This is a genomic window from Bifidobacterium angulatum DSM 20098 = JCM 7096 (assembly GCF_001025155.1).
Classification (GTDB): Bacteria; Actinomycetota; Actinomycetes; order Actinomycetales; family Bifidobacteriaceae; genus Bifidobacterium; species Bifidobacterium angulatum.
This window is the reverse complement of the sequence record NZ_AP012322.1, coordinates 661,108-672,798: the sequence shown is the minus strand read 5'-3', so window position 1 is coordinate 672,798 and position 11,691 is coordinate 661,108. Positions and strand designations below refer to the sequence as shown.

Below are 11,691 nucleotides of genomic sequence, written 5' to 3'. Positions count from 1 at the left end.
ACCCTTGTATACGTTGAAAACCGTATTTGTACATGCAGGGGGGCTTCCCGCACGCGCGGGAGGCTGAGATAGGCGAACGCCTGACCCTTTGAACCTGTTGGTTAGGACCAACGTAGGGAGCAGCGCAATGAGTGACAGCTCATACACTGACGGCACAGCAGCCGTTTCCGCGATTTCCGCAGCAGACCCGATTCGCGAGCGCATCGCACAGGCGGTGAGCGACGTACGTTCCACCACGCCGCTGGCGCAGTCGTTCACGAATTTCGTCACCATCAACCTGGTGGCGAACGCCCAGCTTGCCGCTGGCGGCACCGCGGCCATGAGCTTTCTGCCGGACGATATCGTGGATACCGCGAAGATCGCCGGTTCGACATACATCAACGTGGGCACGCTGCTGCCGTTCTACAAGGACGCGCTGGCGGACATCGCCCCGAAACTGCAGTATTTGGGCAAGCCGTGGGTGCTTGACCCGGTGGCCGCTGGCATCGGCAAGACCCGCACCGCCATCCTGCAGTCCTTCAAGACTGCTCCCCCGACGGTGATTCGCGGCAACGCCAGCGAGATCATCGCCTTGGACGCCATGTGGGAGCTTGGCGCGAACGACGGCGCTGAAGGCGAGACCACCCGCCCTGCCGGCGTGGAAGCCGTGGACGAGGTGGAAGCCGCCGTGGATGCCGCCAAACGACTGGCACGCTATCTTGCACAGCATGCCGCTGGCGGCAAAGGCGCGGTCGCCGTATCCGGCGCATCCGATCTGGTGACCGATGGCGAGACCGTATACCGTTTGCCCGGCGGCAGCGCGATGATGACGAAGATCACCGGAGCCGGCTGCTCGCTTGGCGGCGTGACCGCCACCTACCTGGCCGTGGCGGAACCACTGACCGCCTCCATCGCGGCATCGCTGCTGTACAACCGTGCCAGCGAAATCGCCGAACGTGAGTCCAACGGCCCGGGCTCCTTCCAGGTCGCGTTCCTCGACGCATTGTGGAACGTCACCGCAGAACAGGTGGCTCAGTCCGAGATTCTGATCGGCTGACCGTCGAAGCGGCTTCCACACGTATCAAGCCGCTTGCCAGACGGGTATGCACGCAGCATTTGGCGCATACCGTCATGCTCCGTGCCGACACACGCGCAAGCCCGTGGACCGGCTTTCCGTGCAGCAGCACGACGCATACAGATACCCGTAACGCGCGGCGAAATCCATCCACACTTTCCTTCCATATCAAGCTATAAGGGGACACCAATGAGCAATAATTTCCCATACGCATCCATGCGCGGCTGTTTCGATCTGAGCGCCTACTTCGTCGTAGGCCCGGAAGATTGCAAAGGCCGACCGGTCACCGACGTGGTGGACGACGCCCTGCGTGGCGGCGCCACCTTCATCCAGCTGCGCGCCAAGAAGATGGACGCCAAGGAACTTACCGAAACCGCACGCGACATCGCGCAGATCATCGAGGACAACAATAAGTCCGACACGGTGCCGTTCGTAATCGACGACCGCGTGGACGTGGTCTGGCAGGCTCGCAACAAGGGCATCAAAGTGGACGGCGTGCATATCGGCCAGACCGATATGGAACCGCGCGAAGCCCGCGCGCTGCTCGGCGAGGACGCCATCGTCGGCCTGTCCGCGGAAACCGAAAGCCTGGTCAAGCTCATCAACGAACTGCCGGCAGGCTGCATCGACTACATCGGCGCCGGCCCGCTGCACGTCTCCACCACCAAGCCCGAAGCCTCCGTGGGCGGCAACGACGGCTCCGGCCACACGCTTGACGAGGAACAGATCAACACCATCTGCGCGGCAAGCGATTTCCCCGTCGTGGTCGGCGGCGGCGTGCACGCCGACGATATGGAGATGCTGGCCTCCACTGACGCTGCCGGCTGGTTCGTGGTGTCCGCCATTGCAGGCGCGGACGATCCGGAAGCCGCCACCCGTGAGATGGTGACGCGCTGGAAGGCCGTGCGCGGCGACAGGAGGCACGGCTACGCGCAACGCCCGGCAGCCGTTGCGGAGAACGCCAGCCAGCAGCCGGCACAGCCCGCCGCAAAGAAGTTCACCAACGCCAAGGAGGCCAAGGCCGCCTCCAAGCTGGCCAAGCAGCAGCGCGTGGACATCGCGGCCCGCGGCTGCACCCAGCGCGACAAGGCGCATATCCGCAAGACCACGCCGATTCATTTCGAAAACCAGTTCGGCACCTACGATCTGGAAGTGCCGTACACCGAGATCAAACTGTCCGACACCCCCGGCGTCGGCCCGAACCCGCCGTTCAAGGATTACAACACGGAAGGTCCCAAGTGCGATCCGAAGGAAGGCCTGGCGCCGCTTCGTCTCGACTGGATCCGCGACCGTGGCGACGTGGAGGAATACGAAGGTCGCCGCCGCAATCTTGAGGATGACGGCAAGCGTGCCATCAAGCGCGGCAAGGCATCCAAGGAGTGGCGCGGCCGCCAGCACAAGCCCATGCGCGCCAAGGACCATCCGGTGACGCAGATGTGGTATGCACGCCACAACATCATCACCCCGGAAATGCGCTACGTGGCCGAACGCGAGCATTGCAGCGTGGAGCTTGTGCGCTCCGAACTGGCCGCGGGCCGCGCGGTAATGCCGTGCAACATCAACCACCCCGAAGCCGAGCCGATGATCATCGGCGCCAAGTTCCTCACCAAGCTCAACGCGAACATGGGCAATTCGGCCGTCACCTCGTCCATCGACGAAGAGGTGGAGAAACTCACCTGGGCGACCAAGTGGGGTGCCGACACCGTGATGGACCTTTCGACCGGCAACGACATCCACACCACGCGTGAGTGGATTCTGCGCAACTCCCCCGTCCCGATCGGCACTGTGCCGATGTACCAGGCGCTGGAAAAGGTGGAGGACGACGCGTCCAAGCTGAGCTGGGAGCTGTTCCGCGACACCGTGATCGAACAGTGCGAGCAGGGCGTGGACTATATGACGATCCATGCCGGCGTGCTCATGCGCTACGTGCCGCTGACCGCCAACCGCATGACCGGCATCGTCTCGCGCGGCGGTTCGATCATGGCCGAATGGTGCCTGCAGCATCATCAGGAAAGCTTCCTGTACACGCATTTCGACGAACTGTGCGACATCTTCGCCAAATACGATGTGGCGTTCTCACTGGGCGACGGCCTGCGCCCCGGTTCACTCGCGGACGCGAACGACCAGGCGCAGCTGGCCGAACTCATGACGCTGGGCGAACTCACCAAGCGCGCCTGGGCCAAGGACGTGCAGGTCATGATCGAAGGACCGGGCCATATTCCGTTCGACACCGTGCGCATGAACATCGAGATGGAAAAGGCCATCTGCAACGATGCGCCGTTCTACACGCTCGGCCCGCTCACCACCGACACCGCCCCCGGCTACGACCACATCACCTCCGCCATCGGCGGCGTGGAGATCGCACGCTACGGCACCGCCATGCTGTGCTACGTCACACCGAAGGAACACCTCGGCCTGCCGAACAAGGACGATGTGAAACAGGGCGTGATCGCCTACAAGATCGCCTGCCATGCGGCCGACATCGCCAAGCACCACCCGCACGCCATGGACCGCGACAACGCGATGAGCAAGGCACGCTTCGAATTCCGCTGGCTCGACCAGTTCAACCTGAGCTACGACCCGGACACCGCCATCGCCTACCATGACGAGACGCTGCCCGCCGAGCCCGCGAAGATGGCGCATTTCTGCTCCATGTGCGGCCCGAAGTTCTGCTCCATGGCCATCTCGCAGAATATTCGCAAAAAGTTCGGCGACGCGGCCGCGCAGGAAAGGCTCGTGGCCGAAGCCCGGCAGGACTGAACGACTGCGAGTAGGCTGAAAGCAGAGAACCACACACCAAGGAGACATGAATGGAACACACGACATTGCAACCGGTACTCGCCATCGCCGGATCGGATTCCTCCGGCGGCGCAGGCATTCAGGCCGATCTGAAGACCATGCTGGCCAACGGCGTATTCGGCATGAGCGCCATCACCGCGCTCACCGCGCAGAACACCACCGGCGTGCGTTCCATTCAAGACACCGAACCGTCGATCCTCGCCGATCAGATCGATGCAGTATTCGACGATATTCCACCGGTCGCGGTGAAGATCGGCATGGTCTCCTCGGTGGATCTCATCAACGCCATCGCCGATCGCCTCACCGCCCATCACGCCACCAACGTGGTGCTCGACCCGGTTATGGTGGCCACCTCGGGCGCAAAGCTCATCAGCGACGACGCCATCGACGCGCTCACAAGCCGCCTGTTCCCCCTCGCCACGGTGATCACACCGAACATTCCGGAAACCTGTGCGCTGACCGGACTGGATATCGACGATGCGGCAGGCATGGAACGTGCCGCGCTGGCGCTCACCCGGCAGTATGGCTGCGCCTCGCTGGTCAAAGGCGGGCACGACACGAACGACGCGAACGACGTGCTGGCGCAGACCGACGGCACCATCACCTGGTTCAAGGGCAAGCGCGTGGACAATCCGAACACGCACGGCACCGGCTGCACGCTGAGCTCCGCCATCGCCTCGCACCTGGCGCTTGGCGAAACGCTGCCCGAAGCCATCCGCAGCGCCAAGACGTACCTGACCGGCGCGTTGAACGCGCAGCTTGACCTGGGCCACGGCTCCGGCCCGATGGATCACGCCTGGCATTGGCGCTGAGCGCCGGGGCCGACGAGACCCAAACGCACGCGCCAATACGCCGCTATCCGTACAAACCGTAAGCAACACCTACGAGAAACGAGGAACATCATGCCCCTTGACCGCAATGCCGAAAAGCAGGAAGTGCCGGTCGATCCGAAAACCGGCAAGCCGTACATCAACACGCTGGCGGCCGTCGCCATCAGCCCGGCCGGAGCAAGCCCGGAGAAATCCACCTACGTGTCGCAGGCGGTGGATGTGATTCGACAGTCCGGCCTGCCGAATGAGACGAACGCCATGTTCACCAACATCGAAGGCGACATCGACGATGTGCTCAAGGTGATTCGTGACGCGACGATGAAGCTCGCCGGCCAGGGCTACCGCACCGACGTGGTGATCCGCCTTGACATCCGCCCTGGATTCGAAGGACAGATCCACGCCAAGCAGGAGCTGGTGAACGAGATCCTGGGCGATAAGCAGGACTGACGCTCTCGAAGAATACGAATGCGCCGGCGAACGGAATCCATGCCGTTCGCCGGCGCATTCGTATATATGGCGCATCGATGCGGATGCATACGTGGGTGTGGGAAGAGATGGAATCTCAATGATTCCGTCCGACTTGACATGTCACCCGATCTGCCATGAGCATGCTGCCCACAGCCGCAGGCTTACCGCACATGGCTAGGAACGGCGGTATGGGGAAAGCCTCGGAGCGCACCGAAATGCGTATTTCCGGCACTCCCCTATCGCGCACTATTCGCTCAGGCCGTACTCTTCGGCGATCACCTTCCACAGGTCGTCCGCGGCCTTGTCCACGGTGTCGTTGACGATGACCACATCGAATTCATTCTCGGCCGCAAGCTCCACCTTGGCGGTTTCCAACCGCTTGGCCTGCTGTTCGGCGGTTTCGGTACCGCGACCGATCAGGCGACGCTTCAGCTCTTCGAACGACGGCGGCGCGATGAACACCGTCACCACGTCAAGCCCAAGCTCGGTGGCACGTTCGCGGACGCGCCTGGCGCCTTGCAGATCGATTTCCAGCAGCGTGGGAACGTTCCTGCTCAAATGCTCCTTCACCGGTTCCAGAGGCGTGCCGTAATGGGCCATACCGTGCACCACGGCGGTTTCCAGGAACTTGCCGTCGCGTTCGCCGGCCACAAACTCGTCTTCCGTCATGAACCAATAGTTCACGCCATCCTGCTCGCCGGGTCGCGGATCGCGGGTGGTGGCGGACACCGACACCCAGATTTCGGGATGGTCGGCCAGCAGCTTCTGCTCCACCGTGCCCTTGCCGACCGCGGTGGGCCCGCTGAGCACGATAAGACGTCCGTTCGTCACTGCTTATACCTCCATGGTTTCGTCTTCGGCTTCCATCATGGCCTGGCGCACGTCGAACGCAATGGCTTCGGTAGCCGCTGCAAGATCGGCGATGTCAGGCCCTTTGGTAGCGATGGAACGCGACACGGTGACCAGCACGTTGCCATGCGTTCCCTTGAACAGGGTTTTCAGATCCTGAGCCTCGGCCCCCTGCCAGCCGTAGCCCGGGGAAAGGATCGGACCGGTGAAATGCGCCGGATTGACACCGGTCTGCTCGATCCACTGCCCTACGGTCGCACCCACGATCAGACCAACGGACCCCATGCCCTCATGCTCGGCATTATGCTTCTGCGCGGCGGCGGCAATGCCATACGCCACGGTCTGCCCCTTGTAGGAGCCGCCTTGGCGAATGGCGCTTTGCACGCTGCGCCCCTCCTCGTTCGAGGTCAGCGAAGCGATGAACACACCACTGCCGTTATCAAGGGCATCATCGATCAGGCCACGTAGCGAACGCTCACCGTAATACGGCAGTAGCGTGATCGCATCGGCCTTCATCGGCGCACCAGGCTTGAAATACGCGTCGGCGATGGCGGAGATGGTGGTGGAAAGACCTCCATGCACGCAATCCACGATGGTGATCACACCCATCTGCCGTGCCGCGTAGAGCAGCCGTTCCAATACGACAAAGCCTTTGGAACCGTACCGTTCGAACATGGGCATCTGGAATTTGACGGCGGCGGCGCGGCCGTTCGCGGCCTGCAGCATGCGCATCGAGAACATCTCCGCGCCGTTCGCGTCAACGTTGTAGCCCCAGTCCGTCAGGAGTCTGCGATGCGGGTCAATGCCAACGCACAGCGGACCGTACTTGCTCATGGAGTTGTGCAGACGCAGGCCGAAATTGGAGCGTTCCGCACGAAGCTGATCCTCGTGGCTGCTGGCAATGACGTCGTTCATCTCAGTGTCCTTCGTTTTCCAGGGCGAACAACTGCTGTGCGTGTTCCTGAATGCTCATCACCTGGTAATCGTTGCGCTTGACCGCGTCGATGGCGAGCAGCACGGCGTTGAATTCGGTGATGGTGGTGAACTGCGGCAGATCCGCGGCGATGGCGGCGGCACGAATCGAATAGCCGTCCGCACGAGATCCGCGCGAGTTCGGGGTGTTGAGAATCATGTCGATCTCGCCCTCTTCGATGAGCTGAACCACGTTCTTGCCCACGGAGCCTTCGGCATGCTTGATGACCACCGGATCGTCCGGGGCGGAGTCGACACGGCCGGAGATCTTGTCCACGATCTTCGATTCGATGCCATAGCGGCGCAGCACGGAAGCGGTGCCCTCGGTCGCCCAGATCTTGAATCCGAGCTCTTCCAGGCGCACGGCGATCAGCGGCAGCTGGCGCTTGTCGGAGTCGTTCACGGAGACGAACACGTTGCCTTCGGTCGGCAGGCCGCCATCGTATGCGGCGAGCTGGCTCTTGGCGAAGGCGTGCGGAACGTCGCGGTCGAAGCCCATGACCTCGCCGGTGGAACGCATTTCGGGCCCGAGCAGCACGTCGACGGTCTTGCCCAGCGGCGTGCGGAAACGCTTGAACGGCAGCACGGATTCCTTGACCGCGATCTGCTGGCCGGGGTGGAAGTCGCCGCCGTCGCCCTTCGGCAGCAGCAGGCCGTTGGCACGCTGCTGGGCGATGGTCTCGCCGGCCATGATGCGTGCAGCGGCCTTGGCCAGCGGAACGCCGGTGGCCTTGGACGCGAACGGCACGGTACGGGAGGCGCGCGGATTGGCTTCGATCACATACAGCGTGTTGGCCATGAAAGCGTACTGCACGTTGATCAGACCCTGCACGTTGCAGCCCTTGGCGATGGCATAGGTGCCTTCGCGCAGGCGACGGATCTGGTCGACGGACAGCGTGTTCGGGGGCAGGGTGCAGGCGGCGTCGCCGGAATGCACGCCGGCCTCCTCGATATGCTCCATGATGCCGCCGATGTACAGTTCCTCGCCGTCGAACAGTGCGTCGACGTCGATTTCGATGGCGTCCTGCAGGAACTTGTCGATCAGCAGCGGGCTGGGCAGACGGCCGGAGACCACGGTATCGGCCTTGGCCTCGTCGAGCGCGCGCTCCACGTACTTCTCAAGCTGGGCGTTGTCGTACACGATCTCCATGCCGCGGCCGCCGAGCACGTAGCTCGGGCGCACAAGCACCGGGTAACCGATGGAATGCGCGGCCTCCTGGGCCTCTTCAAGGCTCAGCGCGGTGCCGTAGCGCGGCGCGTTCATCTTGGCCTTCTTGAGTACTTCGCCGAAGAGCTCACGGTTCTCGGCCAGATCGATGGCTTCCGGGGTGGTGCCCAGAATCGGCACGCCGGCGGCCTTCAGACGTGCGGCGAGCGACAGCGGGGTCTGACCGCCGAGCTGCACGATCACGCCCTTGACCGGGCCCATCTTCTTCTCGGCCTCGTAGATCTCGAGCACGTCTTCGAAGGTGAGCGGCTCGAAGTACAGACGGTCGGAGATGTCGTAATCGGTGGACACGGTCTCGGGGTTGCAGTTGACCATGATCGTGTCGTAGTCCTTGCCGAGCTCCTGCACCGCATGCACGCAGGTGTAGTCGAACTCGATGCCCTGGCCGATGCGGTTCGGGCCGGAGCCGAGGATGATGACGGCTTCGCGTTCGCGCGGCTTGACTTCGGTCTCGTCGGCGTAGCAGGAGTAGTAGTACGGCGTGGCGGCGTCGAATTCGGCGGCGCAGGTGTCGACGGTCTTGTAGACCGGACGCAGGCCGTAGGTCCAGCGCAGCTCGCGGATGGTGTTCTCGCCTTCGTCGCCCAGGTGGCGCAGGTGTGCGATCTGCAGATCGGACAGACCGGCGAGCTTGGCCTTCTTCAGCAGCTTCGGGGTCAGTGCCTCGGCGTCGCGCACGGTGAGCGCGGTCTGGTTGATCAGCGTGAACTGCTTGAGGAACCACGGGTCGATCTTGGTGGTGGCGTACAGCTGGTCGATGGTCGCGCCGCCCCAGATGGCGCGCATGAGCTGCAGGTAGCGGTTCTCGGTCGGCACCTTGATGGCTTCAAGCAGCTCGTTCACCTCATCGGCGGACGGCTTGTCGCCATCCCAGTTGAAGCCCATGTGACGCTTGTCGATGGAACGCATGGCCTTGCCCAGGGATTCCTGGAAGTTGCCGCCCAAAGCCATGGCCTCGCCCACGGACTTCATGGAGGTGGTCAGGGTGGGGTCGGCGCCCGGGAACTTTTCGAAGGCGAAACGCGGCACCTTGGTGACCACGTAGTCGATGGTCGGCTCGAAGGATGCCGGGGTGGACTGGGTGATGTCGTTCTGGATCTCGTCCAGCGTGTAGCCGAGAGCCAGCTTGGTGGCGATCTTGGCGATCGGGAAGCCGGTGGCCTTGGACGCCAGTGCGGAGGAACGGGATACACGCGGGTTCATCTCGATGACGATGATGCGGCCGGTCTTCGGGTGGATGGCGAACTGGATGTTGCAGCCGCCGGTGTCGACGCCCACGCCGCGGATGATGGCGATGCCGATGTCGCGCAGCTTCTGGTATTCGCGGTCGGTCAGGGTGAAGCACGGGGCCACGGTGATGGAGTCGCCGGTGTGCACGCCGACCGGATCGACGTTTTCGATCGGGCAGACGACCACGACGTTGTCGTTGCGGTCGCGCATGAGCTCAAGCTCGAATTCCTTCCAGCCTTCGATGCCCTCCTCGATCAGCACCTCGTCGGTCGGCGAATAGTGGATGCCGGCGCCGGCGATGCGGTGCAGCTCCTCCTCGTCGTGCGCGATGCCGGAACCTAGGCCGCCCATGGTGAAGCTCGGGCGAACGACCAGCGGGTAGCCGAATTCCTCGGCGATCTTGTCGACTTCGGCCAGGGAATGCGCGATCTGCGAGCGTGCGGACTCCGCGCCTGCCTTCTCGACGACCTTCTTGAACAGTTCACGGTCCTCGCCGCGGTCGATGGCGTCAAGGGACGCGCCGATCAGCTCGACGTTGTACTTCTTGAGCACGCCGGCCTCGCCCAGTGCCATGGCGGCGTTCAAAGCCGTCTGCCCGCCCAGTGTCGGCAGCAATGCGTCCGGGCGTTCCTTGGCGATGATGCGTTCAAGGATCGGCGTGGCGATCGGCTCGATGTAGGTGGCGTCGGCCATCTCCGGGTCGGTCATGATGGTGGCCGGGTTGGAGTTGACCAGGATGACGCGAATGCCTTCCTCGCGGAGAACGCGGCACGCCTGAGTACCTGAATAATCGAACTCCGCAGCCTGACCGATCACGATCGGGCCGGAACCGATTACCATCACGGATTTGATGTCGGTGCGCTTCGGCATGTCACTTACCTTCCTTGGAATTCTTCATCAGTTCAACGAAACGATCAAACAGGTATGCCGCGTCGTGCGGTCCGGCGGCGGCTTCGGGGTGGTACTGCACGGAGAACGCGGGAATGTCCACGCACTGCAGACCCTCCACCACATTGTCGTTCAGATCGATATGCGAGACGAACACCTTGCCGTACTTGCCGTTCTCGAACGGGGCGTCGACGGTCTGGCCGATCGGGGCGTCGACCGCGAAGCCGTGATTGTGCGCGGTGATCTCGATCTTGCCGGTAGTCATGTCCTTCACCGGCTGGTTGATGCCACGGTGGCCGAACTTCAGCTTGTAGGTGCCGAAGCCGAGTGCGCGGCCAAGCAGCTGGTTGCCGAAGCAGATGCCGAAGAACGGGTAACCGGCGTCGAGCACCTTGCGTAGCAGTTCGACTTCGGGGCCGGCCTGTTCCGGGTCGCCCGGGCCGTTGGAGAAGAACACGCCGTCGGGATTGAGCTCCTGCAGCTGTTCGAACGTGATGTTGGAGGGGACGACGTGCACACGGCAGCCGCGCTCCGCCATACGATGCGGAGTCATGGCCTTGATGCCCAGATCGACGGCGGCCACGGTGTACAGCGGCTCCTTGCCTTCGAACTCGCCGCACGGCTCGATGGTGTACGCCTCCTTGGTGCTGACCTCCTCATACAGGCTCAGCCCCTGCATCTGCGCGGTGGCCTTCACATCCGCCAGGAACTCATCCAGTTCCTTGACCTTGCCCTTGGCGTCCAGCAGCGCCTCACCGGAGAACACACCGGCGCGCATCACACCGGCGGAACGCAGGTGACGCACCAGCTTACGGGTGTCGATGCCGCTGATGCCCACAATGCCCTGCTTCGTCAGATCATCGTCGAGGCTGCCTTCGGCACGCCAGTTGCTCACGTTCGGGCTGGGATCGCGGACCACATAGCCGGCGACCCAGATGCGGGCGGATTCCGGATCCTCGCTGTTCACACCGGTATCGCCGATATGCGGGAAGGTCTGCACCACAATCTGACGGTCGTAGCTCGGATCGGTAAGAGTCTCCTGATAGCCGGTCATGGCAGTGGCGAACACGATCTCGCCGGTCGTCTTGCCTTCGGCCCCGTAAGGCTCGCCTACATATACCTGACCATCTTCCAGAACGAGAATGGCCTCATTCTGGTCACAGATTGGTTTGTCGCTCACCGCGCAACCCCCTTATTCTCATTCGGGTTATTCAAGCCAAGAGTAACGTTCATCACGAATTCACACGCCGACCGGGCGTATTACCTGACTACTTCGATTCTCTCACGCTTGTATCGTTCTATGCCCTGTGCGCCCATAGAACGGAACCCGATACCACATTTGTCACATCTCATAAGAACGCCCCCCGTGCAAT

General features: G+C 62.8%; 8 protein-coding genes and 1 riboswitch. Of the genes, 4 read left to right on the top strand and 4 right to left on the bottom strand.

The features are described from left to right. Positions 1-26: 26 nt before the first annotated feature. Positions 27-136: riboswitch (TPP riboswitch) on the top strand. From BBAG_RS02710 to BBAG_RS02695, 4 genes are all read left to right on the top strand, one after another. After that, entirely contained in the window at positions 128-1,036 is a 909-nt protein-coding gene (locus tag BBAG_RS02710) for a hydroxyethylthiazole kinase (RefSeq protein WP_003825822.1), read from the top strand. (Overlaps the previous riboswitch by 9 nt.) A gap of 207 nt (positions 1,037-1,243) precedes the next feature. After that, on the top strand, positions 1,244-3,814 hold the full coding sequence (thiC, locus tag BBAG_RS02705; RefSeq protein ID WP_033508598.1) for a phosphomethylpyrimidine synthase ThiC: 2,571 nt from the start codon (positions 1,244-1,246) through the stop codon (positions 3,812-3,814). Positions 3,815-3,864: 50 nt separating this feature from the next. After that, positions 3,865-4,665: a bifunctional hydroxymethylpyrimidine kinase/phosphomethylpyrimidine kinase gene (gene thiD, locus BBAG_RS02700; protein ID WP_003825815.1), complete on the top strand. Its 801-nt coding sequence runs from the start codon at positions 3,865-3,867 to the stop codon at positions 4,663-4,665. Between the two features lie 90 nt (positions 4,666-4,755). Beyond that, positions 4,756-5,130, top strand: a complete 375-nt coding sequence (locus BBAG_RS02695) for a thiamine-binding protein (RefSeq protein ID WP_003825813.1) — start codon at positions 4,756-4,758, stop codon at positions 5,128-5,130. 267 nt (positions 5,131-5,397) lie between these two features. On the opposite strand, the gene gmk is transcribed toward BBAG_RS02695, so the two are convergent. The 4 genes from gmk to carA are packed head-to-tail and all read right to left on the bottom strand — an operon-like array spanning position 5,398 to position 11,498. After that, positions 5,398-5,982, bottom strand: a complete 585-nt coding sequence (gmk, locus tag BBAG_RS02690) for a guanylate kinase (protein ID WP_003825811.1) — start codon at positions 5,980-5,982, stop codon at positions 5,398-5,400. Between the two features lie 3 nt (positions 5,983-5,985). Then, positions 5,986-6,915 (bottom strand): orotidine-5'-phosphate decarboxylase, encoded by a 930-nt coding sequence (gene pyrF, locus BBAG_RS02685; RefSeq protein WP_003825810.1) that lies wholly within the window; start codon positions 6,913-6,915, stop codon positions 5,986-5,988. Between the two features lies 1 nt (position 6,916). Continuing rightward, positions 6,917-10,300: a carbamoyl-phosphate synthase large subunit gene (gene carB / locus BBAG_RS02680; RefSeq protein ID WP_003825809.1), complete on the bottom strand. Its 3,384-nt coding sequence runs from the start codon at positions 10,298-10,300 to the stop codon at positions 6,917-6,919. Between the two features lies 1 nt (position 10,301). Further along, entirely contained in the window at positions 10,302-11,498 is a 1,197-nt protein-coding gene (gene carA / locus BBAG_RS02675) for a glutamine-hydrolyzing carbamoyl-phosphate synthase small subunit (protein ID WP_003825808.1), read from the bottom strand. Between the last annotated feature and the right edge of the window lie 193 nt (positions 11,499-11,691).

Coding starts and splice junctions, on each gene's coding strand:
- BBAG_RS02710 (WP_003825822.1), top strand. CDS start 128: ATGAGTGACAGCTCATACACTGACGGCACAGCAGCCGTTTCCGCGATT.
- thiC (WP_033508598.1), top strand. CDS start 1,244: ATGAGCAATAATTTCCCATACGCATCCATGCGCGGCTGTTTCGATCTG.
- thiD (WP_003825815.1), top strand. CDS start 3,865: ATGGAACACACGACATTGCAACCGGTACTCGCCATCGCCGGATCGGAT.
- BBAG_RS02695 (WP_003825813.1), top strand. CDS start 4,756: ATGCCCCTTGACCGCAATGCCGAAAAGCAGGAAGTGCCGGTCGATCCG.
- pyrF (WP_003825810.1), bottom strand. CDS start 6,915: ATGAACGACGTCATTGCCAGCAGCCACGAGGATCAGCTTCGTGCGGAA.
- carB (WP_003825809.1), bottom strand. CDS start 10,300: ATGCCGAAGCGCACCGACATCAAATCCGTGATGGTAATCGGTTCCGGC.